The following is a 25,005-nucleotide window of genomic DNA, read 5'->3' as shown; positions in this document are numbered from 1 at the left end:
GCTGCCAGCTTCAGTCAAATCTGACAGGTATCCGATTCAACCCACGATAAAGGTCTGACCGGTCTGTAAACCTTCAACACTTTTTGCGTAGGCCAGCGCCACGTCGGCGGCTGGAGCTGGTTTGTAGCCGCGGAAATATGGCGCGTAACTGTCCATGGCTTCCAGCAGGACCGTCGGGCTCACGGAGTTGATGCGCAGGCCGCGCGGCAATTCAATTGCCGTCGCTTTGACAAAGGCGTCAATGGCGCCGTTGACCAGCGCAGCCGAGGCGCCGGTGCGGATGGGGTCGCGATTCAGAATGCCACTGGTGAAGGTAAACGAGGCGCCATCGTTGGCGTATTCACTACCGATCAACAGCAGGTTGACCTGGCCCATCAGCTTGTCACGCAGGCCCAGCTCGAAATCGCTTTCGCTCATGTCGCCCAGCGCGACGAAGTTCACACGGCCCGCCGCACAGATCAGCGCGTCGAACTTACCGGTCTGTTCGAACAGTTGGCGGATCGACGCGCTGTCGCTGATATCCACCTGGAAGTCGCCGCTGCTGCGGCCGATGCTGATCACTTCGTGACGCTGAGCCAGTTCCGCCTTGACTGCCGAGCCGACGGTGCCGCTGGCGCCAATCAATAGGATTTTCATGGTGCTGTTCCTCCAAGGGTAAGTGAGGGTTCAGTGTAGAGTGGCTTTTTAGGCAGATAAACGTACTAATGGGCAACCTTTGGTTTTAAAATGGAAACAATCCATGAGCGAAATGGATGACTTGGCGGCCTTCGCCGTGCTGATCGACGCCGGAAGTTTTACCGTGGCCGCGGAGAAACTGGGCTGTAGCAAAGGGCAGTTGTCCAAGCGAATCAGCCAGCTGGAAGCACAGCATGCCGTGGTGCTGCTGCACCGCACGACGCGCAAGCTCAGCCTGACTGCAGCCGGTGCGGCATTGCTGCCCCAGGCTCAGGCATTGGTGGTGCAGGTGGATCGCGCCCGTCAGGCGTTGGCCCGGCTAAAGGACGATCTGGCCGGGCCGGTGCGTATGACGGTTCCGGTCTCCTTGGGCGAAACCTTCTTCGATGGCTTGTTGCTGGAGTTTTCCAAGCAGTACCCGCAGGTGCAGATCGAGCTGGAGCTCAACAACAATTACCGCGACCTGGCGCGGGATGGCTTTGATTTGGGGGTACGCTCAGGCGCGATTGAAAACGAGCGCCTGGTGGTCAAGCCTCTGCTGGCCTGGCATGAAATGACCTGCGCCAGCCCGGCGTACCTTGAGAAGCATGGCGAACCAGAGACGCCGGCCGATTTGGCCGCCCACACCTGCCTGCTCAACAGCCACTACAGCGGCCGTGAAGAGTGGTTGTACCACCAGCAGCACGAATTGCTGCGGGTGCGGGTCAGCGGTACCTTTGCCTCCAATCACTACAATTTGTTGAAAAAGGCCGCGTTAGTGGGCGCTGGTATCGCGCGCCTGCCGTCCTACGTTCTGCCTGCGGAATTGGCTGACGGCCGCTTGCGCTGGCTCCTGCGTGATTATCAGACGCGGAGCATGCCAATGTACCTGGTGCATCCCTACCAGGGCGGCCTGCCGCGTCGCACCCAGGTGCTGGCTGACTACTTGGTGGACTGGTTCAAGCGCAGCGGCGAGGCCCTCGACCGACTCTAAGCGTAGCGACGCGCGATCAAGTGATCGATGGACAGGCGCCCCGGTCCTTTGGCTACGAGTAGCAAAAGCAGCGCAATCCAGGTGCCATGGGTCGGGTAGGCGTCCGGGTAGACGAACAGCTGAATCACCAGGGTCATGCCGATCAGGGCCAAGGCCGAGAAGCGCGTGGCGAAGCCCACCAGGATCAACACTGGGAAGAAGTGCTCGGCAAACGCCGCCATATGCGCCGCCACCTCCGGTGATAGCAGCGGCACGTGGTATTCGCTGCGAAACAACGGCAATGTCGAGGCGGCCAGTTTCGGTTCGCCCAGTTGGAAGGTGCCGCTGACCAAATCAATGACGAATCCTTCGACCTTGGTTTGCCCGGATTTCCAGAACACCGCAGCAATCGAAAAACGCGCAAGAAAGGCAGTCAAGCTGTAAGGGATTTGTTCGAAAAGCGCGATGGCCCGATTGATCAGGCCTGATGGACGAGTGTTCATGGCGATACCTTTTGTTCTGGATGCAAATGAGTAATGGCGTTGTGGCTGATCAGCAGCGTCAGGCATTGGTGCAGGTCGAACTCGGCCGCTGCGTCAAGCGCATGCTCCACGGCTTTTTCTAAGGTATTGCCATGGGCGAGGCTGTTGATAAACGCCACTGAGCCACTGTCGGTGGCAAATACCCTGACCTCCAGCCCCTGACGTATTACCAGCGCACTCTGGGCGTGCCAGGGATTCAGGGTGGCCAGGCCGCCTTCGGTCTGGTGCGCGGCCCATACCGCCACCACCGCGTAGGCAGAATTCAAGGTGGCAAGGGAGGGATGCAGCTGCAGGCGCAATTTCCCCAGGGCTGTTTGGCCTTGCAGTGCTTGAAGAACAGTCGGTTGGTCGAGTGGCTGGGTGTCCGCCGCGTGATAAGCGCGCACACGCAGTCGTTCCAAACGCGCCATATCGGCTAGGTAGGGCACGCTGGCGGCGGGCTCAAAGTCCTGGATAAATGCGGCGAGCGCACTGCCGTACCCGCTGATCAGCGGGCTGGTGGGTGGGCAAGCCTGGATAAACAGGCCGGTCATCGCACGGAAGAAGTCCTCGCCCACCAATTGCAATGTCACGGGGTAGGCCGTTGCGAGTGCGTTGATCAACGAGCTGTGCACATTGTTGCGATACACCGCAAAACGACTGCTCGGGTCGGCACCGTTGCTGCTGTACAGGCCATTGGGGCACGCCTGGTTCGGCGCCAGCAGCGCTGCGGCAAAGTCGTCATGAAGGCTCATGAAGTCACCTGCGACAGGTGCCATTGAGCCTGTTGAGCCTCGGCCAGCAATACACTGAGCGCGGGCACTTGGTTGTCCCGTTCGATCAGCGTGGCTATTGGGCCTACGTGCGCCAATACTTTTTCGTACAGCTGCCATACGGCGTTATCGATAGGCGCGCCGTGATCGTCGATCAACAAGCGATCACCGAGGCTGTCAGTGTCTTCGGCAAAACCGGCCAGATGAATCTCGCCCACCGCATGCATCGGCAGGCGGTCGATGTAGGCAACCGGATCGCGTTGATGGTTGATGCACGACACATAGACGTTATTCACGTCCAGCAGCAAACCGCAGCCAGTACGGCGGATGATCTCACTGATGAAGTCGGTCTCATCCAGGGTTGAGCGCTGGAATTGCAGGTAAGTCGACGGGTTCTCCAGCAACATTGGTCGCTTGAGGGTATTTTGCACGTGGTCAATGTGTTCGCACACCCGTTGCAGGGTCGCGCTGTCATAGGCCAAGGGCAGCAGGTCATTGAGAAACACCGGGCCGTGGCTTGACCAGGCCAGGTGTTCGGAAAAAGAGTGGGGTTGATAGCGTTCGATCAGCGTTGCCAACCGTGCAAGGTGCTCACGGTCCGGCGGGCCTTCTCCGCCGATGGACAGGCCTACGCCGTGCAATGACAGCGGGTACTGTTCGCGGATCAACCCCAGGTAGTAATGAAACGGGCCGCCATCCACCATGTAGTTTTCGGCGTGCACTTCAAAAAAACCGATGTCGGGCGAGGTCTGCAGCACTGCAATGAAGTGCTCATGCTTGAGCCCCAGCCCGGCCCGGCGTGGGAGGCCGGGCGCCTGAGCCTGGGAGACGGCTTGCAGGGATGAAAGGGTCATCATCAGTACTCAGGTTTTTCGAGGATCAGGACTTGGCAGTGAAGGCTGCTTCCTGGCCGAAGCCGGTCGGTGAGGTGGAGCTTGGGGTCTTGAGGCAGGTGCCGGCCGGAACCAGTTTCCAGGCGTTGGCCTGGTCCTTGGTTTTCGAGGTGCCGGCGCAGGAAGTGCCAGCACCTGCGGCGCAATCGTTCTTGCCGGCTTCGGCGACACCGAAGCACTTTTGCATGTCGTCGGCGGCGTGAGCGGTGGTGGTCAGGGCCGACAGGCTCAGCGCGGAACCGAGGGCCAGGACGAGGGTGGCAGCGGACAGTTTGGTGGTCATGGTGTCTCTCCAGTGGGGTGGGTTGGCGGGCTTGAATGCCTGCTTGTACCACTAGAGAGAGGGGGGTGGGGTTCGTTACAAATCAGCCGAAAATAGTTTCAAGCAACGCCATTCCAGAGATCACACGAAGCAAATGTGGGAGCTGGCTTGCCTGCGATGGCATCACCTCGGTGTGACTGATACACCAAGGTGATGCCATCGCAGGCAAGCCAGCTCCCACGCAGGCCTGCACACACATTGAAAGCTGATCAGCCGCCGAGGTATGCCTCGCGCACCTTAGGGTCCGTCAACAACTGCTCGCCCGTACCCTGCATCACCACCCGGCCGTTTTCCAGCACGTAGGCACGGTCAGCAATCTTCAGCGCCTGGTTGGCGTTCTGCTCCACCAGGAACACCGTCACACCGTCCTTGCGCAGTTGTTCGATGATGTCGAAGATCTGCTGGATGATGATCGGCGCCAGGCCAAGCGAAGGTTCGTCGAGTAGCAACAGCTTGGGCTTGCTCATCAGCGCCCGGCCGATGGCGAGCATTTGCTGCTCGCCGCCGGACATGGTGCCGCCGCGCTGGCTGAAGCGTTCCTTGAGCCGAGGGAACAGGTGCAGCACCTTGTCCATCTGCTCCTGGTAGTCGCCCTTGTCGGTGAAGAACCCGCCCATGGCGAGGTTCTCTTCGACGGTCAGGCGCGAGAACACGCGACGGCCTTCCGGTACTACCGCAATGCTCTTGCGCATGATCTGCGACGACTGCTGGCCCACCAGTTCTTCACCCATGTAGCGGATGCTGCCGCTGTGGGCCTGCGGTGAACCGCAGAGGGTCATCAGCAAGGTCGACTTGCCGGCACCGTTGGCGCCGATCAGCGTCACGATCTCGCCTTGGCGCACTTCCACGTTGACGCTGTGCAGGGCCTGGATCTTGCCGTAGAAAGTGGAAACGTTTTCGAATTGCAGCATTTTACGCTTCCCCCAAATAGGCTTTGATCACTTCAGGATTGTCGCGGATCTGCTCCGGTGTCCCGTTGGCCAAAGGCGTGCCCTGGTTGATCACCACGATGTGGTCGGAAATGCTCATGACCAGTTTCATGTCGTGTTCGATCAACAGCACGGTGGCGTTGTTTTCTTCACGCAACACGCTGATCAGCGCTTTGAGGTCTTCGGTTTCCTTGGGGTTCAGGCCGGCGGCCGGTTCGTCGAGCATGAGGATCCGCGGGCGGGTCATCATGCAGCGGGCGATCTCCAGGCGACGTTGCTGACCATAGGCCAAGGTGCCGGCGGGGCGGTTGGCAAACTCGGTGAGGTTGACCTTGTCCAGCCAGTACTCGGCGTACTCCATGGCCTCGCGTTCGCTCTTGCGGAACGCCGGGGTCTTGAACAGGCCCGCGAAGAAGTTGGTGTTCAAGTGACGGTGCTGGGCGATCAGCAGGTTCTCGACCGCCGTCATGTCCTTGAACAACCGCACGTTCTGGAAGGTCCGCACCACGCCCTTGCGGGCAATCTCGTGACCGGCCAGGCCCTGGATCGGCTGACCGTCCAGCAGGATGCTGCCGCCACTCGGCTTGTAGAAACCGGTGAGGCAGTTGAACACCGTGGTCTTGCCGGCGCCGTTCGGGCCGATCAACGCTACAACCTGTTTCTCTTTCACGGTCAGGGCCACGCCGTTGACCGCCAGCAAACCGCCGAAACGCATGCTCAGATTTTCGACTTTCAGGATCTCGCGGCTCATTTGCGCAGCTCCATGTGTGGACGTTGCATGGGCAGCAGGCCTTGAGGACGCCAGATCATCATCAGCACCATCATGGCGCCGAACATCAACATGCGGTATTCGCTGAACTCACGCATCATTTCCGGCAACAGGATCATCACGATCGCGGCCAAAATCACACCCAGTTGCGAGCCCATGCCACCCAGTACCACGATGGCGAGGATGATCGCCGACTCGATGAAGGTGAACGACTCCGGCGTCACCAGACCTTGGCGAGCGGCAAAGAAGCTACCGGCGAAACCGGCGAATGCAGCACCCAGGGTAAAGGCGGAGAGTTTGATGATGGTCGGGTTCAGGCCCAGTGCACGGCAGGCGATCTCGTCTTCGCGCAATGCTTCCCAAGCGCGGCCTATCGGCATGCGCAACAGGCGGTTGATCACGAACAAGGCTGCCAGTGCCAGCAACAGCGCCACCAGGTACAGGAACACCACTTTGCTCACCGGGTTGTAGGCAATCCCGAAGTACTCGTGGAACGTCTGCATGCCCTCTGCGGCGGTGCGGTCGAACGACAGCCCGAAGAAGGTCGGCTTGGGGATGCTGCTGATGCCGTTGGGGCCGCCGGTGATATCGGTGAGGTTACGCAGGAACAAGCGGATGATTTCACCGAAGCCCAGGGTCACGATGGCCAGGTAGTCACCGCGCAACCGCAATACCGGAAAGCCCAGCAGGAAGCCGAACGTGGCCGCCGCCATGCCGGCCAGCGGCAGGCAGATCCAGAAGCTCCAGCCCAGGTAGTGCGACAGCAGCGCGTAGGTGTAGGCACCCACCGCATAAAAACCCACATAACCCAGGTCGAGCAGGCCGGCCAGGCCCACCACGATGTTCAGGCCCAGGCCCAACAACACGTAGATCAGGATCAGGGTGGCGATGTCGACCGCGCCGCGCGAGCCGAAGAACGGCCAGATCAACGCGGCCACGATCAGGCCGATGATGATGTAGCGCTGGGTGCGCGGCAGGGTCAGGAATTGGCTGACCTTGGGCGACACCAACGGCGCACGGTTGCCCTTGAGCAAGGCGCCGACCTGCTGGGTGAACAGCACGCGCAGGAACATCAGCACCGAACACAGGGCGATGATGGTCAGGGTCACGGGACCGGTGCCATGCACTTCCAGGTTGATGCCGACAATGCTCAGCTTGAGGCCGAGTACCGGGAAGGCCACGGCCCACACCAGCAAGGCGCTGAAAAACGCCGATTTAAGATATCTGCTCATACTTTCTCAACCTCCGGACGGCCCAGGATGCCGGTCGGACGGAACAACAGCACCAGAACCAACAGGCCGAACGCCACGACGTCCTTGTACTGGTCGCCGAAGATATCGGCGCCAAAGGCTTCGGCCACGCCCAGCACCAGCCCGCCGAGCATCGCGCCCGGGATGCTGCCGATGCCGCCCAACACCGCCGCGGTAAAGGCCTTGAGGCCTACCAGGAAGCCGGCGTTAGGGTTGATCACGCCGTACTGCATGCTCAGCAGCACCGCCGCGACGGCCGCCAATGCGGCGCCGATCACGAAGGTCAGGGCGATGATGTTGTTGGTGTTGATGCCCAGCAGGTTGGCCATCTTGATGTCTTCGGCGCAGGCCCGGCAGGCGCGCCCCAGACGGGAGCGAGAGATGAACAGGGTCAGGCCCAGCATGGCCACCAGGGTGACGACGAAGACCAGGATCTGCATATACGAAATCAGCACTTCTTGTGCGCCACCTGGGCCGAAGGAGAAGCTCCCCGGAATCAGGTTGGGAATGGACTTGTCCTTGGAGTCCTGGGACAGCAATACGGTGTTCTGCAGGAAAATCGACATGCCGATGGCGGAAATCAGCGGGATCAAACGGTTGCTGCCACGCAAGGGGCGATAGGCAACGCGCTCGATACTGTAGCCATAGGCACTGGTCACGACGATCGACGCAAGGAACGCGGCGGTCATCAACAGCGGCAGGGAATGGATACCCATCATGGCCAACCCGGCAAGGGCGATAAAGGCCACGTAGGAGCCAATCATGTACACCTCGCCATGGGCGAAGTTAATCATTCCAATGATGCCGTAAACCATTGTGTAGCCAATGGCTATCAAGGCATAGGTGCTGCCAATGGTCAGGCCATTAACCAGCTGTTGGAAAAAATGATAGATCTCAGGCATTACAGCGCTCCTAAAAACCCGATACGCATTTCACTGGTGGAGTCATTTCCGGCCTGTGCCCTGTTCTGTGAGCAGGTTGCACAAAGCGTTTGCCAGCGAACCGCTGGTGACGGTTTTAAGATTTTCAGGTGAGCCAGCGCCCGGATCGCGGGTGACAGGCCCATAAACCTCGTAAAACAAAGCCCACTGCTCTCACAGTGGGCTTGTTGGACCAGTAATGCCTGGCTTACTGAGGGGAAACTTCGGTTTTTGGCTTACCGAAGTGCCATTCGTAGACCACGAATTTGAAGTCTTTCAGGTCGCCCTTGGCGTCGAAGCTCAGCTCGCCGGTAGGGGTCTTGAAGGTGCCCGCGTGGATGGCGGCTGCCACTTTGGCGGTGTCTTCGCTCTTCGCTGCGGCAATACCGCCGGCGATCACTTCGATAGCCGAGTAGGCTGGGAACACGAATGGACCGGTTGGGTCCTGCTTGTTCTTGGCGAACTCTTCAACGATGGCTTTGTTGGCCGGATCGGTGTCGAAGGATTTAGGCAGGGTCACCAGCAGGCCTTCGGAAGCGCCCTGGGCGATTTGCGAGATGGAGTCGTTGCCGACGCCCTCTGGGCCCATGAACTTGGCGTTCAGGCCTTTTTCCTTGGCTTGGCGCAGGATCAGGCCCAGCTCAGGGTGGTAGCCGCCGTAGTAGACGAAGTCGACGTTGGCTTGCTTGAGTTTCTGGATGACCGAGGAGAAGTCTTTGTCGCCGGCGTTCAGGCCTTCAAAGACGGCAACCTTGGTGCCTTTTTTCTCGAGGGTCTGTTTAACGGCGGTGGCGATGCCTTCACCGTATTGCTGTTTGTCGTGCAGGACGGCAACGATTTTCGGCTTGACGTGGTCGGCGATGTAGTTGCCGGCCGCTGGGCCTTGTGCGCTGTCCAGGCCAATGGTGCGGAAGATCAGCTTGTAGCCACGTGCAGTGATTTCCGGGCTGGTGGCAGCCGGGGTAATCATGATCACGCCTTCGTCTTCATAGATGTCTGAGGCTGGCTGAGTGGAGCTGGAGCAGAGGTGGCCGACCACGAACTTGACGCCGTCGTTGACCACTTTGTTGGCGACAGCCACGGCTTGTTTAGGGTCGCAAGCGTCGTCGTACTCCTTGGCTTCGAGCATTTTGCCATCGACGCCGCCTTTGGCGTTGATGTCGGCGATTGCCTGCTTGGCACCCATGAATTGCATATCGCCGTATTGCGTCACTGGGCCGGTTTTAGGGCCTGCGATACCGATCTTGATGGTGTCGGCTGCGAACGAATGGCCGGCAACCCCAGCCAGGACCATAGCGGCAAACAGTTTGGAAATCTGCTTAGTAGCCTTATTCATAGTGCTCCACTCTTACTGTTGTATTTTTTATAGTTCTAGCGGCCTTGTGAGCTGCAGAACCGGATCAGATATCTCGGATATCCCCCCGGCAGTGCCCTGGCAACTGTACCGGTACAGTGTAGAGCGCCGGTTGATCGCTTGAAAAGCTGGCTGCTGGGGGCAAAACCCGGTGGTGTCGCATAAATGAAAGAAAAAGACAGAATTGCGGCGAGGTGATGCCAGAGTTCCGGGCAATCCTTGGCTTTCCTGACACTTTCTATCGATGACTCATTTGCAACTGGGTTTTTCTACCTGATGCGTGACGTTATGATTGCGCCGTTTTTTTCTTCAGGTGAAGTCCCATGACGCAAGAACCTAGCACCCTCTATGCCAAGCTGCTCGGTGAAACCGCCGAAATATCCTGGAAGGAGCTTGAACCGTTCTTTGCCAAGGGTGCCCTATTGTGGGTCGATGCCGGCCTGGATTTGATCGAGGCTGCCGAGGGAATGGCTGAGGACAACCGCGACAAAGTCGCTGCCTGGCTGGCTGCCGGGAGCCTTGGCGAAGTGTCTGCGACGCGGGCATTGGACCTGGTGGAGCGCGACCCGAGCTTATGGGCGGTGGTGGTTTCGCCCTGGATCCTGATCCAGGAAAGGGCAGTGCCCGCAGGCTGAGCACCGAAATGGTGCGTGCTTTGCCCGTTTGAAAGTGTGTAGCGGGGTAACCGCTGGCGCGGTGATGGCACCTTGCCGTGGAGAAAGGTCACAGCGCAGGGTGACGGGCACGTCATAGGAACAGTTTTCCGATGACCGAACAGGTCGGAGAATTGTTTCCCGGTGTGAATATATGCCCGGCAGCTGTCAGATCGCAGGGTAGGAAAGACTGAAATCCGGTAAAGTCCGCGGCTTGTTACTCGGAGCCAGTCATGCCCTCAACGCTGCCCCTCTCAGCGAAACCCTCGCACCAGTTGCTTTACCTTATCTACGGTAAACAGGATGTTTACCGGCGTGAGGCCAAATTCAGCATTCTCACTGCCCTGGCGCAGCTCAAGCAGGGTGAGTCGCTGTGCATCCGGGTCATGACTGACCGTCCCCAGGACTTCATCGGCTGGCCGGTGGAAACCATCGAGCTGGATGAGCAGACCCTGACCCAATGGCAGGGCGAAAACGGCTACCTCCACCGGCGCAAGGCGTGTGCAATCGCACAAGGGTTGAAGCTGGCGGACAAAACCCTGTTCGTCGACACCGACACGCTGTTCCTCAAATCCCCCCATTGCGTGTTTGAACTCATCAAGCCTGGCCAGTATGTGATGGACGAGCTCGAGTACGACTGGCATTACGTCTGCAAACGCCCGGACTACCTCAAGCTGGGCCAGCACCTGCACTCCCATGGAGTCTCTGCCAGCAACAGCTTCAAGCTCTACAACAGTGGCCTGTGCGGTGTGTGCGCCAGTGATACCGCGCTGCTCGAAACGTCGATCCGCTTGATCGACGAGTGGACCCAGGGTTCCTTTGATATCCACACCATCGAGCAAATCGCGATTTCCTTTGCGATGCGTGGCAAGACGGTGCGCGAGTCGAAGAAAATCGTTCATCACTATTACGCCGAAAAACGCTTCTTTCACGCCATGCAGGCGCATTTTTTCAGCCTTCACGGTGAAACCTTCGGGCCTGAGTTGGTCATGCGTTGCCTGGACGTGCCGCAGGTCAAGCCCTTGCCATCAGCCTGGCAGCGGCTGCTCATCAAATGGAAACTGCGCAATCAGCGCAAACACCTGAAAAGAGTCGGCCGCGACTTGCTCTACGGCAGCGCGGCACCAGAGAACCCCTATTACGACGTGTGCCGGCAGGGCTGGTGGGAGTCGGCTTCGCGTGAAATCCGCGGCTGGGATGAGGCTGAGCAGACGCAGTTTTTCGGCACGCAGGGTGCCGGTTGGCCAGAGCAGCTGCCCCGGCCAGCTAAGCCTGCAGACGAACAAGTCATCGTCGATTATCTGCAGAAACGAAGAGCCTGATGAAACAGTAACGGTACCGAGCGGTACCGTCGCAATGCCTCAGCCGGTCTTACCGGTGTGGTTATTCAACGATATAACCTTGGTCTTCCCGATCCGGTGACGATAAATCTCACGCAAGTACTTGATTGCCTTCTTCACACAATCCCGCGACAGGCGGATGTCATTGATTGACACGAACTTGTCTTTGTCGTTGATCAACTCGCGGTACTTCTTCTCATACATCGGCTTGATCGCGTACCAGTTGGTATCGAGGATCTTCGCCGGGTTCTCGAACTCGTTGAGCAGCTCGTCGATACGGTCTTCGTCGAAGTCTTCGTGGATGATGAAGTCCAGGATCGAGTTGTCCAGCGTGTCGTCGAAACGGTACGGGTTGCGCGCAAAGCAGCGTTTGATGAACGCCACGATCAACGTCAGGAAGTCATCCGACAGGCACGGGCTTTTCGCGATCAGGGTGGTCAGGGACAAGTTGGCTGAGGCGCCGATCACCAAGGCGTAGCGCTTGAGGGTGGTGTTGGGGAACAGGCTGTTAAGGTGGGTCTTGAGCCGGTTCAGGTCCATGTAGGACAGCTTGTAGTCCTTGGGCAGGGACACGATCGACACCACTGACGAGCAATTTTTGAAGAAGTGCAGGTCATGCAGCGCCGCCGCGTCGTAGCCGGAGTTCTTGTACTGCTCCAAGGAAGCCTTGTAGCGCTTCGATTCGATCGGCAAGAGGCTGATGCCTTCGATGGCCTGGGTGACCTTGTTGAAGTGCGGCAGGTCGATGGAACGGAAGAACAGGTCGTCGATGTTCAGGCGCTGTGGCTCTTTCTCGAAGACCTTGAATTTGTCATTCGACGGTGCCGGTGTTTCCGGAACCACTGACTCGGCGTAGGCAATCGCTACCGGTCCGGCCAGGCTCATGAACAGGTCGTTGGCATCCAGGCGAATGGTTTCGCCGATGTCGATACCGGCGCGGCGGAAGTAGTTCTGGTCGTAGTCGGTGGTGACAGCCTGGGCCGTGAGGATGTTGAAGATCTGCTGGGAAATGTATTGGTTGGCGTGTTTTTCCATGGCATTGACGTCAATGTTCTGGATATTGCCGTCATCGCTTTCTTCGGCGTAACGCATGATGTCGTTGGAGATCAGCATCATCGCGTTCCACGGCCGGATGCGGCCCTTCACACTGGCTTCGCTGCTGTCTTCGTTGTCGAAGTTGTAAGAGAAGTCCCATTCTTCCGACAGGTATTTGCACAGCAGTCGCCCGGCGTTGATGTGCAACGCCTCGGACATTTCGCTGCGGTGGTCGGAGATATTCGGCAGCACGCAGATGCCGCTGGTGAAGATCGGCTCGAACACAAAGGCGTGGCCGCTTTTGCTGTCGTGCTCGTCGGCGGGCTTGGTGTCGAACGTCTTGTTCATGTACGAGTGTTGCTGAGCCAGGCCGAATTCCGAGGCCATGCCCGAGCCGGTGCCGCCGCCGGCGCTGAAGATCGAGAAGTACAGGCGCGACTGGTTGGCCTTGATGCCGCAGGAGTCGATCAGGTACGAGTGGATCATCTTCCAATCGGGGCTGGAAAAACGCTGGGTGTCTTTATTGAGGATGATCTTGGCCAGGTACTGGCCGAGGATCGGCGCGTTACCGGCGCCGCCGGCATGGACTTCCGAGAGGTCCATGATTTTCATCTTGCTGTAATCGCGCAGGAAGCCGCTTTTTTCGCCCTTGCGCGAGAAGCGGATGCGCCCGGCGATGTCCTTGTCCAGGTCGCCGAGCATCACCAGCGGTTCCACCAGGAACACCGGTTTGCTCGCCTTGCCACTGCCTAGGCGCAGGTTGTTGCGGATCCACTGGGCCGGGCTGTAGCCCTTGTCCTGCGACTTGTCTTCGTTGCTGAACTCGTTCAAATAGAACTTGCGCGCGTTGTACACCAGCTCCGCCACGTCCAGCGCGATGTTCGAACCGCAGCGGCCCAGGCCGATCAGGCACACCGAGGGGAATTCCTGCTCGTTGCGCGGATCGCTGTCGCCTTCCAGGTGGGGCGGGCGCGGGAACACCATGTCGCGCAGGCCATCGAGATTGTCGAGGATGCGGTCGGTATTGGTTTCGGTGAAGTACAGGTATTGCTGGGTGGCCAGCGGCCGGGCGGTGCTCAATGACTTTGAACCTGAGGGCTTGTCCGCAGGAGCTGGGAGCAACACGTCGGATACCACGGTGGCAGAGTTATTTTTAGAGGTCATTGTGCGCCATGTGCCTGAACGGATGGCTGAAACAAATCAAAGGGCCATCACGGAATGGGTGTTCGCGACTTTGCAGTGCGTCCTTGTCCTGGCCGAAGGGGGATAACCCTGGTTTCTTCAGGGAAAACCCGGCCGGACTCTGATGAATCGGCCGTTCGTCGGTGTTCTTTAGGCGAATGATGGCGAAATGCCAAATATTGGGCGTCAGCGAATTGGCCTGACGATGGACGTAGAGCCACCGCGGCTTGAGGACGTTTCTTTCGGCGAGCTGTTGTCTTTGGCGCCCACCACGCTGTGCGGGTAGAGCGGGTTACGCATGTTGATGCTCTGGATCACACCCATGATGTCACTGGCCGCCACTGCCGGGCTCAGCAGGTAACCCTGGACGAAATCGCAGTCATGCTTGAGCAGCAGCTCGAATTGCGCCTGGGTTTCGACGCCTTCAGTGACTACCTGCAAGTGCAGGGTGTGGGCCATCCCGATAATCGCCTGAACGATCTCGATATCCGCAGTGGACTTGGGAATATCCTGGATAAACGAGCGGTCGATCTTCAAGGTATTGAGCGGCAGGCGCTTGAGGTAGGCGAGGGACGAGTAGCCGGTGCCAAAGTCGTCGATGGCCAGCGACACGCCCAGCGCGCGAATTTGCCGCAGCAGCGTCAGGGTGCTGCTGATATTGCCCATCAGCGCATTTTCGGTGACTTCCAGCTCCAGGCGGTTGGCGGCGACGCCGCTGAAGCGCAGCGCATCTTCGATTTCATCCGCCAGCTCGTCACGGGTCAGGTTCAGGGCCGAGCAGTTCACTGACATCGTCAGTTCGGTATAGCCTCTGTCAGAAAGCATGCTCAGGTCATGACAGGCTTGGCGCAACACCCAGTGGTCCAATTCGGCAATCAGCCCATTGCTTTCGGCGATGCCGATAAACCGATCTGGTGCCAGCAGGCCGTGCTTTGGGTGTTGCCAGCGTACGAGGGCCTCCAGCCGCGTAACTTTGCCCAGCTTCATGTCAAAGATCGGTTGATAGAACAGCACCAGTTGGTCGTGGGTGCGCAAAGCGCCGCGCAGTTCCTCTTCCAATTGCAGTTCGAGAAAGGCGCGGGTTTTCAGGTTGGAGCTGAAGAAGTTCAGGGTGTTGCGCCCAGTGTCCTTGGACTGATACAGCGCCAGGTCGGCAGTTTTCAGCAGCTCCTCGCAGGTGAGGCCGTCATCGGGGAACAGGCTGATGCCGATGCTGGTGGTCATTACCATGCGTCGACCGGCCAGCTCGATGGGTTCTTTCATCTGTTGCATGATGCGCTGGGCCAGGTGCCGGGCTTCGTCGCGGTGGTGGATGCTGATCAAGATGCAGAACTCATCGCCGCCGAACCGCGCAACCACGTCGGCATGGCTGCGCACCGAGCCCTTGATATGCGCGGCCAGCACGGTGAGCAACTGGTCACCTGCGTCATGCCCGAGGCTGTCGTTGATGCGTTTGAAGTGGTCGATATCAAGAAAAATCACCGCCATCATGCCGTGGGAGGCGGTTTTTTCGGCAAGCTTCTCTGCAAAGATTTGGTTGAAGCCCCGTCGATTGAGCAGGCTGGTCAGGGCGTCGTAATGGGCCACTTGTTGCAATGAAGCGCGCGCCTGATCCAGTTCGCTGAGCAACGCATTAACCCGGCGCAGGTCGCGTTCCTTATGCTGCAGTTTCTTGTCGGCCAGGGCAGCACTGATGCTGCTGCCAATCACCAGCAGGGTGATGACCGCCACCGACAAACCCAGCTGGATAGGGTTGTTATCCGAAGGCAATGAGAGGTCAGCCCCAGTGGGAACAATTAATTGCATCGCGGCCATGCCGGTAAAATGCATGCTCAGGATTCCCGCACCCAAGACCAGGCTGGCGGCGTATTTGAGCAGTTGATGAAACACGCCGGTGCCGGTGCGCAGGTAGCTCGACAGCAACAACGCAGCCAGGCTTGCGCCCATGGCGATGGCCACCGAGGCTATGAACAACTCCGTCTCAAAATACAGCTGGGCCTGGGAACGCATGGCCGACATGCCGACGTAATGCATCAAGGCGATGCCGACACCCATCCATAGGGAGGCCAGCCCATATTGGTGGAACCGCAGGTGAGGATGGCTGAGGGTCTGCATGGCGATCAACGAGGCGATCAGCGCGATGAGCAAGGACGCGAACGTCATCAACAGGTCGTAGTGAATCGCGATAGGCGCCTGGAAGGCCAGCATGCTGATGAAGTGGGTGGACCAGATCCCGCCCGCCAGGCAACTGGCGCCGAGCCAGCGCCAATGGCGCTGCGCGGTCGGGTTCTCGACATGACCTACGCGTTCAGCCATGTCGAGCGTGCCAAAGCCTGCCGCGCAAGCGACGAGGTAGGCCAACAGCACCAAAAAGGGGTTATGACTGCAATTGAGTAATAAATGCCCGCTTTCCGGAATCCCGGTGAACAAATGCAGACCCAGCCATTCCATAGCATGTCCCGTCATAGCGTCACGTCACTGCCTACGGCGATGACCTATGAGGTCAAGTATAGAAGCCTTACGGAATTTGCCAGGAATGATGGCACTTTGCTCTGAATTATTTTTGCATGCTGCTCATAGCGTTTGATGCTAAGCGCTGATGGGCAGCTCCAATTCGAATGGCGCATGCAACGGCGCCAAGCCAAACGCGGCGCGTGCGGCATCGCAATCGACGTTCTGCACGCCCTGGCTCCACGACGCTTCAAACTCGCGGCAGGGGCTTGAGCGTTGCTCATAGATCGAGCAACTCGTCCCTTTACCCACTTCACCTTCAAGGCTGCAGCAGCGGGCGGGTTTCTGGTCGGTACCGATCATCGCCACGCGCGTTGGGTTGATTTGCACCACCAGGTCGTCGGGCACCGTGCCACCCGATGAGGCGCACTCTCCCCAGAAGAAAGACACACGAAAGTATGAACAGCAGGCACCGCAACTCAGACACGGACTGGCTTCGGACATGGGCGTCATCAATAGGATAAGTAGAGGGGGGACTACGGGAAGGCTCGCCATTCTATCCGCGCCATGGCTGTTGGGAAGGGGGGCGCGGACTTATATTTTCGTAGGCAAAGTCCCGCAGCACCGGGTGAAATCATGCCCTATCAGCTTTACGAATCATTACAGACAACCGCCGCCCGCCTGACTATGTTGCAGGTACCGGGCAGGATGCAGCGGGCATCGCAGCTCTCATAACAATAAAAGAGACGGACCCATGCAGAACTCGACCCAAGCGGCGAATGCCTGGCGCATTCTGTTCCTGCTGTTCCTGGCCAACCTGTTCAACTTCTTCGACCGCACCATTCCGGCGATCATCATTGAGCCAATCCGTATGGAATGGCACCTGAGCGACTTCCAGCTCGGCATCATCGGCACCGCCTTTACCCTCGTCTACGCCATCGCCGGCTTGCCCCTGGGGCGTATGGCCGACACCGGCTCGCGCAGCAAGCTGATGGGGTGGGGCCTGTTCGCCTGGAGCGGGCTGACGGCGGTCAACGGCCTGGTCGGCAGTTTCTGGACGTTTTTGCTGGTGCGCATGGGCGTCGGCATCGGCGAGGCCAGCTATGCGCCAGCGGCCAACTCGCTGATTGGCGACCTGTTCCCGGCGCACCGTCGCGCGCGGGCCATGGGCATTTTCATGCTGGGCCTGCCCTTGGGGCTATTGCTGGCGTTTTTCACCATCGGTTGGATGGTCAAGGCGTTTGACAGCTGGCGCGCACCGTTCTTTATCGCGGCAGTGCCGGGGCTGATCCTTGCGGTGTTCATGTTCTATATCAAGGAGCCCAAGCGTGGCGCGGCGGAAACCGTGCAGGTTTCCCAGGAACGCGTCGACCGCCCGATTCGTCGCGTGCTGGCGGTGCCTACCTTCCTGTGGCTGGTGCTGGCCGGGCTGTGCTTTAACTTTGCCACCTACGCCTGTAACTCGTTCCTGGTGCCGATGTTGCAGCGTTACTTCCTGATGCCGCTGCAGGACGCCGCCGTGGCCACCGGGGTGATCGTCGGCCTGACCGGCCTGGTGGGCCTGACCCTAGGCGGCTGGATCGCCGACAAGATCCATCAACGCGTAGCCAATGGCCGGCTGTTGTTCGCCGCGTTCAGCCTGATCATCTCCACCGTGACCACTGCCTGGGCGTTGCACGCCGGGCGCATTGAGATTGGTGTGTTTGTGGCGTTGTTCAGTGTGGGCTGGTTGTTTGCCTATAACTTCTACACCTGCGTGTACACGGCGATTCAGGACGTGGTGGAACCGCGCCTGCGGGCCACGGCGATGGCGCTGTTTTTTGCCGGGTTGTACTTGCTGGGTGGGGGGATGGGGCCGATCGTCGTGGGTGGGCTTTCCGATCATTTTGCCCATTCGGCTATGTACGCGGCGGGGGCGGAGCAGATGACGGAGGCCTATAAGGCGGTGGGGTTACATGACGCCATGTACCTGATTCCGGTGGCGCTGTTCTTGACCCTGTTGTTTTTGTTTCAGGCGTCGCGCTGTTTTGTGCGGGATGCCAAACGGATGAAAGAGGGGTTGGTGGCGGTTGAGGTGCCGGCTGCTGTGGCTACGGCTTGAGACCGAGTGGACCCTTTCGCGAGCAAGCCCGCTCCCACATTGATCGGTGATCGACATGACAACTCGGTCAAATGTGGGAGCGGGCTTGCTCGCGAAGGCGCTATTAATGCCACAGATATTCTCAAGCGAATAAAAAAGGCCCGCATTGCGCGGGCCTTCTTTTTAGCGGAGCAGGGTGGTAATCAACCCGCTACCAGGACTCGAATCGCTTCCAGTCGCAGCGCCGCTTTATCCAGCATGGCCAAGCCTTGCTCGCGCTGGTTGCGCAGGGCAACCAGCTCGCTGTCACGCACGGTCGGGTTGACCGCTTGCAACGCGGTCAGGCGCGCCAGCTCTTCGTCGGTGTCCGCCGCCAGGCGACGTTTGGCCTCGGCTACGCGCTCGGCGTGGCGCGGGGTGATCTTCTCTTCACCGGCGTTGATCCGTGGCGTCAGATGGTCGCGCTGGGCCTGGATAAACTTGTTGGCGCTGGCCCGAGGCACGCTTTCCAACTGGTCGTTGAGGGTTTCGAACGACACGCGGCCCGACAGGTCGTTGCCATTGGCGTCCAGCAGGCAGCGCAGTGCCGCCGGCGGCAGGTAACGACCCAGTTGCAGCGCGCGCGGCGCGACCACTTCGCTGACGTAAAGCAGCTCCAGCAACACGGTGCCCGGCTTGAGCGCCTTGTTCTTGATCAGCGCCACGGCGGTGTTGCCCATGGAACCGGACAGCACCAGGTCCATGCCACCCTGCACCATCGGGTGTTCCCAGGTGATGAACTGCATGTCTTCGCGCGACAGTGCCTGGTTGCGGTCGTAGGTGATGGTCACACCTTCGTCGTCACCCAGGGGGAAGCTGGCGTCGAGCATTTTTTCGCTGGGCTTGAGGATCAGCGCGTTTTCCGAATGGTCTTCGCTGTCGATGCCAAACGCGTCGAACAGGGTTTCCATGTAGATCGGCAGGGCGAACTGGTCGTCTTGCTCAAGGATGTCTTCGACCAGCGCATCGCCTTCACCCGCGCCGCCGGAATTGAGCTCCAGCAAGCGGTCTCGACCGGTGTGCAGTTCCTGCTCCAGGCGCTCGCGTTCGACGCGGGCCTCGTCGACCAGGGCTTGCCACTCGCCGTCGTCGGCGTTTTCCAGCAGCGGCAGCAGGCGTGGGCCGAACTGGTGCTGCAAGGCGTTGCCGGTCGGGCAGGTATTGAGAAACGCGTTCAGCGCTTCGTGGTACCACTGGAACAGACGCTCTTGCGGGCTGGTTTCCAGGTAAGGCACGTGCAGTTCGATCACATGCTTCTGGCCGATCCGGTCCAGACGGCCGATCCGCTGTTCCAGCAAGTCAGGGTGGGACGGCAGGTCGAACAGCACCAAATGGTGGGAGAACTGGAAGTTACGGCCTTCACTGCCGATCTCGGAGCAGATCAGCACTTGGGCGCCAAACTCTTCATCGGCGAAGTAAGCGGCGGCGCGGTCACGCTCGAGGATGTTCATGCCCTCATGGAACACCGTGGCCGGGATGCCGGAGCGCACGCGCAGGGCGTCTTCCAGGTCCATGGCGGTTTCGGCGTGGGCGCAGATCACCAGGACCTTGGTGCGCTTGAGCATTTTCAGCTGGTCGATCAGCCACTCGACCCGTGGGTCGAAGCGCCACCAGCGGTTTTCTTCTTCGATGTCCGGCTGCGACTGGAAGCTGACTTCCGGGTACAGCTCGGCGTGTTCGCCCAGCGGCAACTCCAGGTATTCGTCCGGGTTTGGCAGCGGGTAGGCGTGTAGCTTGCGCTCCGGGAAGCCTTGCACAGCGGCGCGGGTGTTGCGAAACAGCACGCGGCCAGTGCCGTGGCGGTCGAGCAACTCACGCACCAGGCGCGCACTGGCTTCTGTGTCGCCATCGTTGACGGCGGTCAGCAGGGCTTCGCCTTCGTTGCCGAGGAAACCCTGGATGGTCGTGTGTGCGGCAGGGGAGAGGCGACCCTTGTCCAGCAACTCCTGCACGGCTTCGGCCACCGGGCGATAGTTTTCGCTCTCGGCGCGGAAGGCCGCCAGGTCGTGGAAGCGGTTCGGGTCCAGCAGACGCAGGCGCGCGAAGTGGCTGTCCTGGCCCAGTTGTTCCGGGGTGGCGGTGAGCAGCAGCACGCCGGGAATCACTTCAGCCAACTGTTCGACCAGTGTGTATTCGGGGCTGGCTTTCTCTTCATGCCACACCAGGTGGTGGGCTTCGTCGACGACCAGCAAGTCCCAGCCAGCCGCGAACAGTGCGTCCTGGGCCTTCTCGTCGTCCACCAGCCATTCCAGCGCGACCAGCGCCAGTTGGGTGTCTTCGAACGGGTTGGCGGCATCGCTTTCGATAAAGCGTTCTTCGTCGAACAGCGCGACTTGCAGGTTGAAGCGCCGGCGCATTTCCACCAGCCATTGGTGCTGCAGGTTTTCCGGGACGAGGATCAGAACGCGGTTGGCGCGACCCGAGAGCAGTTGGCGATGGATCACCAGGCCGGCTTCGATGGTCTTGCCCAAGCCTACTTCGTCGGCCAGCAATACCCGAGGCGCGATACGGTCAGCGACTTCACGGGCGATGTGCAGTTGGTGCGCGATAGGTTGCGCACGCACGCCGCCCAGGCCCCACAGCGAGGACTGCAATTGGCGGCTGGTGTGTTCCAGGGTGTGGTAGCGCAGCGAGAACCAGGCCAGCGGGTCGATCTGCCCGGCGAACAGACGGTCGCTGGCCAGGCGGAACTGGATAAAGTTGGAGAGTTGGGTTTCCGGCAGGGTGACCTGCTCGTGCTGCCCATTGAGGCCGTGGTACACCAGCAAGCCGTCGACATCGTCGACTTCCTGCACGGTCATTTTCCAGCCTTCGAAATGGGTGATGGTGTCGCCCGGCGAAAACCTCACGCGGGTGAGGGGCGCATTCCGTAGCGCATACTGGCGAGTGTCGCCAGTGGCCGGATAGAGCACGGTCAACAAGCGGCCGTCCTGTGCCAGAACGGTGCCTAACCCCAGCTCTGCTTCGCTGTCACTAATCCAGCGTTGCCCCGGTTGATACTGCTGCGCCATGCTGCCTGACTCCCGCCGTGAAAAAGCCGACTATCTTAACGGAACAAGGCCCCCATCCAAAGGACTCTGAGAAAAACTACTCTCTTTGGCGAGCGTATCCAGCGCTGAATCGACGGGTGGCGGGCACTTGCGAGTGTCGACTGGGTCACAGCTTGGCGTGCTTGTGCTCAAGTCGCCCTGCCACCCGCCGACAGCCTGTTGATCAGGAGAATAATCACTATGCTGCCACCCATGCTGCCCGTCAGCGTTGTGCCGGTCACGTCACAACTCGATCCGGTGCGACAGAAACCGGATATCCCGCCCGTGGTGCCAGTTCAGCCGGGCTCCAACGAAAGCACTATCGACCTGAAAAAGGGCGACGCCGAGACATCGGCGTTTTTGCTGCGCGAAGAACAACGCCGCCAGCAGGAACAACAGAAGCGCCGGCGTGAAGCCGATGAAAATCCGGAACAGCACCTGGCCATTCCGGGGGATGTGCTCAACGCCGACAACACCGTGCCAGTGATTCCGCTGATCGAAGACGCGCCGCGCCAGGGCTTGTGGGTCGACGTCGAGGTTTAGTCGGCCAATTCGCGCAAGGCCGCTGACAGCAACGCGATATCGTCCTCGTTGTTCAGCGGGCTGACTGAGATCCGCGCCACGCTTTGCAGGCCTCGCGCTTGCATATCTAACGGGGTATACGCCACGCCGTTGGCGCCGATGTTGATGCGCTGCAAGCCCAGGCGCCGTTTGAGTTCGAAGGCATCCCAACCGGCCAAGTTGAAAGCGATCAAGCCTGATTGACGGGTGCCCAAGTCATGCAGGGTAATGCCCGGAATCCCACGCAACGCTTCGCGAATTCGCTCACTGGTCTGCGAGACGCGCTCCCAGACGCGCTCGATGCCCAGTCGATTCATCTCCTGCAATGCATTGCCCAGCCCGGCCAGCAAGGCGAACGATGTCTCGCTGGTTTCAAAGCGGCGGGCATCGTTGCGCAGGTCGAAACCCTGGGCGGTCCATGGCGCTGAAAACACGTCGCGCTGAGCAGGCTTCAATCGCTCGAGAAACGCCGGCCGCACATACAACAGCGCTGTACCACGTGGCCCGCGCAGGTATTTGCGACCGGCCGACTTGAGCACATCACACTGCAGCGCGTGCACATCTACAGGCATCTGGCCGACGGCTTGGCCTGCATCGATGAAATAGGGGATGGCGTGGCGACTGGCGACCTCACCGATGGCCTGGGCGGGGTTGATCAGGCCACCGTTGGCCGGCAGCCAAGTGAGGTCGATCAACTTCACATGGGCATCGATCATTGATTCCAGCGCCACTGGGCAGGCCGCGCCGCTGTCATCGCAGGGGATGACTTCGATCCGTGCGCCGGCTTGCACGGCCAGTTCCATGCTCGCCAGGTTGCCGCCCCACTCATGACGGCCCACCAGAATGCGGTCGCCGGGCTGCCAGCGGCCCAAGGCCTGGAAGGCCATGCTCCAGGCGGTCGAGCCGCTGCTGGCAAAGGCAATTGAGGAAGCCGGGGCATTGAGTAACTGCCCGGCGGCTCGGCGGGCTTTTTCTAGCAGCACCTCGCCGTGTTCGCCGGCCTCCATCGGGCCGTCGCGGGCTTCGCGTTGCAGCTGCTCGATGATGGCGTCGAGGGTTGCCTGGCTGGGCAAGGAGGCGCCTGCATGGTTGAAATGCACGATGCCGGACTGGCAGCCTGGCGTTGCATCCCGCAGTTGTTGGATTTCGCGCGGGCTCATGGGCGCAACTCAAAAATCGCATCAACCTCCACCGCTACGCCGGCCGGAAGGCTGGAAACGCCCAGGGCGGTACGCACATGCCGACCTTTTTCGCCGAGGGCGTTGACCAACAGGTTGGAGGCACCGTTGGCGACCACGCTCTGTTGCTTGAAATCAGCGCTGCAGGCGATAAAGACCCCCAGGCGCAGCGTGCGCACCAGGCGCGACAGGTCATCACCCAGCGCATCGCTCAACTGCGCCAATAGGCTCAACGCGGCGAGTTCCGCCGCTTGGGCGCCTTCTTCATCATTCAAGGATTCACCCAGCCGGCCCACGTAGGCAGGTTTATCGTCCACCAGTGGAATTTGCCCGGAAATGAACAACTGGTGCTGGCTGATGACATGGCTGATGTAGTTGGCAGCCGGTTGGCTGGGGGCGGGCAGCGTGAGGCCGAGAGCTTGCACGCGTTGGCGGATGGAGTCGCTCATGATGAATCCTCTTGAGTCAGGAGGTTTCAGCATGTTGGTTGCTCAGAAAGGCGACAAACGGATAGATCTCACGCGACGTATCGAAATCACTCACGCGTCGGCGCAGGTTTCCTTCAACCATTGGCTGAAACACGCGGCTGCTTCATTCGTAGTGCCCTGCGGGGCGATGAGCCAGTAGCCAATGTCGCTGTGATAGGGCGGCCAATCGAAGGCTTGTACCAGGCTGCCGTCCAGAAGCTTGCGCTCGATCAGGCGATGACGGCCCATGGCGATGCCTTGGCCAGCCACAGCGGCTTCAACCACGATGTTGTAGTCGTGCAGCATCACACGGGGGTGGTTGGCGAGGTCGACGTGGTAATGCTCAGACCAATCGGTCCATTCAAACGGGCGGTGCGAAGTGGCCATCAGCAGCGGGCCGTCATGCCGGGCGTTGAACGCCGGGCTGCACACCGGGGAGAGGATTTCCGGCATCAGTCGCGTGGCCTGTACATCGGGCCAATCGCCCTTGCCATAGCGGATGGCCAGGTCGACCTCGGCGGCTGCGACGTTCGCCAGCTGGATCGCCGGCAACAACTCCACTTGGATATGCGGGTAGCGGTTGAGAAACCCGGCCAGGCGCGGTGCCAGCCACAGGGTGGCAAAGGAGGCCAGCAAGCCGATGCGCAATACCGTGGCGCTGGGGGTCACGCGTTGGGCACGGGTAGCGGCGGCAATGACGCCAAGGGCCGGGCTGATTTCGTCGTAGTAACGTTGTCCGTCGGCAGTCAGGTCAATCGCACGCGTGCGTCGGATAAACAGCGGTTTGCCCAAGTGTTGCTCAAGCTTCTGTACTTGATGACTCAGGGCGCTCTGGGTCACCGACAACTCGTTCGCGGCCTTGATAAAACTCAAATGCCGCGCCACCGCTTCAAAGGCGCGCAGCGCCAGCAACGGCGGAAGGTCCTTGTGCAGTGCCACCTGAGTGCGTCTCCTGATTAGGGGAAAAGTACCGATTTTGTGGGATGACCTGCCTTTTGTCGCCCGCTGATTTGCCGTTGGGCGGGGGAGGCCGCATTATTGAGCCATTCTAGCCACCACGTAAGCCAAGCCATGAGTGAAGACGCCAAACTGATCGACCTGGGTGCCGAACGCGCCAAGCGGGTGCACGACCTCAATGACAAGCGCTTGAATGGAGTACGCCAGGCGTTTGAACAGGCAATGCCGCTCGGCAAAGTTAAGAAGAAACCTAAGAACAAGCCGAAAAAGCGTTGAAACAGCCTGCATCCATTGATGCAGGTCAGTTATTTCCCTTCTTTACGCCCCGTCGTGGGCGACATTGATCCCCGTCAATTTTTCAATCCGCCTTCTCCATTAACTTAGCCCTATCGCAACAGGGCACGTGCAGGAGGCCGGTCATGTTTTTCGATAATGTGGTGTTTGCCGGAGTGCTGACTGTGAGCCTCATGGTGATGTTTTTTGTAGGGTTTGGATTTTTTATCTGGAAAGACGCGAACAAGCGTAAAAAATCATAGGTTTTTCCGGGTTACATGAGCACGCAAGGCATTTTGGGCGACTTCGGTCGCCCTTTTTTTTGCCTGTTATTTGATCGGTGAGGATCAACTGTGGGGATGGAATTGGGGCATAAAAAAAGGTGCGACCCTCGCGGATCGC

The 25,005-nt window shown here is 59.6% G+C and carries 24 protein-coding genes; 7 read left to right on the top strand and 17 right to left on the bottom strand.

Annotated features, from left to right (window positions below):
- Positions 1 to 36: 36 nt before the first annotated feature.
- Positions 37 to 636, bottom strand: a complete 600-nt coding sequence (locus tag BFP95_RS17640; protein WP_065872399.1) for a short chain dehydrogenase — start codon at positions 634 to 636, stop codon at positions 37 to 39.
- 103 nt (positions 637 to 739) lie between these two features.
- Between BFP95_RS17640 and BFP95_RS17635 the strand changes: the two genes are divergently transcribed.
- Positions 740 to 1,648 carry a LysR family transcriptional regulator gene (locus BFP95_RS17635; protein ID WP_065872398.1) on the top strand — a complete coding sequence of 303 codons (909 nt, stop codon included), beginning with the start codon at positions 740 to 742 and terminating at the stop codon, positions 1,646 to 1,648.
- Here BFP95_RS17635 and BFP95_RS17630 read toward each other — a convergent pair.
- From BFP95_RS17630 to BFP95_RS17590, 9 genes are all read right to left on the bottom strand, one after another.
- Complete coding sequence (locus BFP95_RS17630; RefSeq protein ID WP_065872397.1) at positions 1,645 to 2,130, bottom strand: DoxX family protein; 486 nt, start codon at positions 2,128 to 2,130, stop codon at positions 1,645 to 1,647. The genes BFP95_RS17635 and BFP95_RS17630 overlap by 4 nt on opposite strands.
- On the bottom strand, positions 2,127 to 2,903 hold the full coding sequence (locus BFP95_RS17625) for an HvfC/BufC N-terminal domain-containing protein (RefSeq protein WP_065872396.1): 777 nt from the start codon (positions 2,901 to 2,903) through the stop codon (positions 2,127 to 2,129). The genes BFP95_RS17630 and BFP95_RS17625 overlap by 4 nt, the downstream gene beginning before the upstream one ends.
- Positions 2,900 to 3,778, bottom strand: a complete 879-nt coding sequence (locus BFP95_RS17620) for an MNIO family bufferin maturase (protein WP_065872395.1) — start codon at positions 3,776 to 3,778, stop codon at positions 2,900 to 2,902. Before BFP95_RS17620 ends, BFP95_RS17625 begins: the two co-directional genes overlap by 4 nt.
- Positions 3,779 to 3,800: 22 nt before the next feature.
- Positions 3,801 to 4,097 carry a BufA1 family periplasmic bufferin-type metallophore gene (locus BFP95_RS17615; protein ID WP_012722651.1) on the bottom strand — a complete coding sequence of 99 codons (297 nt, stop codon included), beginning with the start codon at positions 4,095 to 4,097 and terminating at the stop codon, positions 3,801 to 3,803.
- 248 nt (positions 4,098 to 4,345) lie between these two features.
- A complete protein-coding gene (locus tag BFP95_RS17610) occupies positions 4,346 to 5,047 on the bottom strand; it encodes an ABC transporter ATP-binding protein (RefSeq protein ID WP_010212366.1) in 702 nt (233 codons plus the stop codon).
- A 1-nt stretch (position 5,048) separates the two neighbouring features.
- A complete protein-coding gene (livG, locus tag BFP95_RS17605; RefSeq protein WP_010212365.1) occupies positions 5,049 to 5,816 on the bottom strand; it encodes a high-affinity branched-chain amino acid ABC transporter ATP-binding protein LivG in 768 nt (255 codons plus the stop codon).
- On the bottom strand, positions 5,813 to 7,066 hold the full coding sequence (locus BFP95_RS17600; protein ID WP_065873280.1) for a high-affinity branched-chain amino acid ABC transporter permease LivM: 1,254 nt from the start codon (positions 7,064 to 7,066) through the stop codon (positions 5,813 to 5,815). The genes livG and BFP95_RS17600 overlap by 4 nt, the downstream gene beginning before the upstream one ends.
- Complete coding sequence (gene livH / locus BFP95_RS17595) at positions 7,063 to 7,986, bottom strand: high-affinity branched-chain amino acid ABC transporter permease LivH (protein ID WP_003231100.1); 924 nt, start codon at positions 7,984 to 7,986, stop codon at positions 7,063 to 7,065. Before livH ends, BFP95_RS17600 begins: the two co-directional genes overlap by 4 nt.
- Before the next feature lie 226 nt (positions 7,987 to 8,212).
- Positions 8,213 to 9,340 (bottom strand): branched-chain amino acid ABC transporter substrate-binding protein, encoded by a 1,128-nt coding sequence (locus BFP95_RS17590; protein WP_065873279.1) that lies wholly within the window; start codon positions 9,338 to 9,340, stop codon positions 8,213 to 8,215.
- A gap of 341 nt (positions 9,341 to 9,681) precedes the next feature.
- Between BFP95_RS17590 and BFP95_RS17585 the strand changes: the two genes are divergently transcribed.
- Positions 9,682 to 9,993, top strand: a complete 312-nt coding sequence (locus tag BFP95_RS17585; RefSeq protein ID WP_065873278.1) for a DUF2288 domain-containing protein — start codon at positions 9,682 to 9,684, stop codon at positions 9,991 to 9,993.
- A gap of 251 nt (positions 9,994 to 10,244) precedes the next feature.
- Positions 10,245 to 11,333: a hypothetical protein gene (locus BFP95_RS17580; RefSeq protein WP_065910489.1), complete on the top strand. Its 1,089-nt coding sequence runs from the start codon at positions 10,245 to 10,247 to the stop codon at positions 11,331 to 11,333.
- A 39-nt stretch (positions 11,334 to 11,372) separates the two neighbouring features.
- On the opposite strand, the gene BFP95_RS17575 is transcribed toward BFP95_RS17580, so the two are convergent.
- The 3 genes from BFP95_RS17575 to BFP95_RS17565 all read right to left on the bottom strand — a co-directional run bounded on the left by BFP95_RS17575 (position 11,373) and on the right by BFP95_RS17565 (position 16,523).
- Positions 11,373 to 13,550: a hypothetical protein gene (locus tag BFP95_RS17575; protein ID WP_065880045.1), complete on the bottom strand. Its 2,178-nt coding sequence runs from the start codon at positions 13,548 to 13,550 to the stop codon at positions 11,373 to 11,375.
- A 204-nt stretch (positions 13,551 to 13,754) separates the two neighbouring features.
- Positions 13,755 to 16,019 carry a putative bifunctional diguanylate cyclase/phosphodiesterase gene (locus BFP95_RS17570; RefSeq protein WP_065910488.1) on the bottom strand — a complete coding sequence of 755 codons (2,265 nt, stop codon included), beginning with the start codon at positions 16,017 to 16,019 and terminating at the stop codon, positions 13,755 to 13,757.
- Positions 16,020 to 16,157: 138 nt separating this feature from the next.
- Entirely contained in the window at positions 16,158 to 16,523 is a 366-nt protein-coding gene (locus tag BFP95_RS17565) for a YkgJ family cysteine cluster protein (RefSeq protein ID WP_065880043.1), read from the bottom strand.
- 250 nt (positions 16,524 to 16,773) lie between these two features.
- On the opposite strand from BFP95_RS17565, the gene BFP95_RS17560 reads away from it, so the two are divergent.
- Positions 16,774 to 18,120 carry a spinster family MFS transporter gene (locus BFP95_RS17560; protein WP_065880042.1) on the top strand — a complete coding sequence of 449 codons (1,347 nt, stop codon included), beginning with the start codon at positions 16,774 to 16,776 and terminating at the stop codon, positions 18,118 to 18,120.
- Between the two features lie 182 nt (positions 18,121 to 18,302).
- On the opposite strand, the gene rapA is transcribed toward BFP95_RS17560, so the two are convergent.
- On the bottom strand, positions 18,303 to 21,149 hold the full coding sequence (gene rapA, locus BFP95_RS17555; RefSeq protein WP_065873272.1) for an RNA polymerase-associated protein RapA: 2,847 nt from the start codon (positions 21,147 to 21,149) through the stop codon (positions 18,303 to 18,305).
- A 219-nt stretch (positions 21,150 to 21,368) separates the two neighbouring features.
- On the opposite strand from rapA, the gene BFP95_RS17550 reads away from it, so the two are divergent.
- Positions 21,369 to 21,710 (top strand): aspartate-semialdehyde dehydrogenase, encoded by a 342-nt coding sequence (locus BFP95_RS17550; RefSeq protein WP_065910487.1) that lies wholly within the window; start codon positions 21,369 to 21,371, stop codon positions 21,708 to 21,710.
- Here the strand turns inward: BFP95_RS17550 and BFP95_RS17545 are convergent.
- The 3 genes from BFP95_RS17545 to BFP95_RS17535 all read right to left on the bottom strand — a co-directional run bounded on the left by BFP95_RS17545 (position 21,707) and on the right by BFP95_RS17535 (position 24,312).
- Positions 21,707 to 22,888, bottom strand: coding sequence for an aminotransferase class V-fold PLP-dependent enzyme (locus BFP95_RS17545; protein ID WP_065910486.1), 1,182 nt, complete (start codon positions 22,886 to 22,888; stop codon positions 21,707 to 21,709). The genes BFP95_RS17550 and BFP95_RS17545 overlap by 4 nt on opposite strands.
- The gene (locus tag BFP95_RS17540; RefSeq protein ID WP_065873270.1) at positions 22,885 to 23,355 is read right to left on the bottom strand and encodes a RidA family protein; all 471 of its coding nucleotides are present in this window, start codon (positions 23,353 to 23,355) and stop codon (positions 22,885 to 22,887) included. Before BFP95_RS17540 ends, BFP95_RS17545 begins: the two co-directional genes overlap by 4 nt.
- Before the next feature lie 90 nt (positions 23,356 to 23,445).
- Positions 23,446 to 24,312: a LysR substrate-binding domain-containing protein gene (locus tag BFP95_RS17535; protein WP_065910485.1), complete on the bottom strand. Its 867-nt coding sequence runs from the start codon at positions 24,310 to 24,312 to the stop codon at positions 23,446 to 23,448.
- Positions 24,313 to 24,444: 132 nt separating this feature from the next.
- Here BFP95_RS17535 and BFP95_RS29815 point away from each other — a divergent pair, with 132 nt between their 5' ends.
- Positions 24,445 to 24,606 (top strand): hypothetical protein, encoded by a 162-nt coding sequence (locus BFP95_RS29815; protein ID WP_175405984.1) that lies wholly within the window; start codon positions 24,445 to 24,447, stop codon positions 24,604 to 24,606.
- A 143-nt stretch (positions 24,607 to 24,749) separates the two neighbouring features.
- Positions 24,750 to 24,866, top strand: coding sequence for a cytochrome c oxidase subunit CcoM (gene ccoM / locus BFP95_RS30220; RefSeq protein WP_305884516.1), 117 nt, complete (start codon positions 24,750 to 24,752; stop codon positions 24,864 to 24,866).
- Positions 24,867 to 25,005 lie beyond the last annotated feature (139 nt).

This window comes from Pseudomonas sp. 58 R 12, from assembly GCF_900005865.1.
Classification (GTDB): Bacteria; Pseudomonadota; Gammaproteobacteria; order Pseudomonadales; family Pseudomonadaceae; genus Aquipseudomonas; species Aquipseudomonas tritici.
This window is presented reverse-complemented; position numbering and strand designations above follow the sequence as displayed.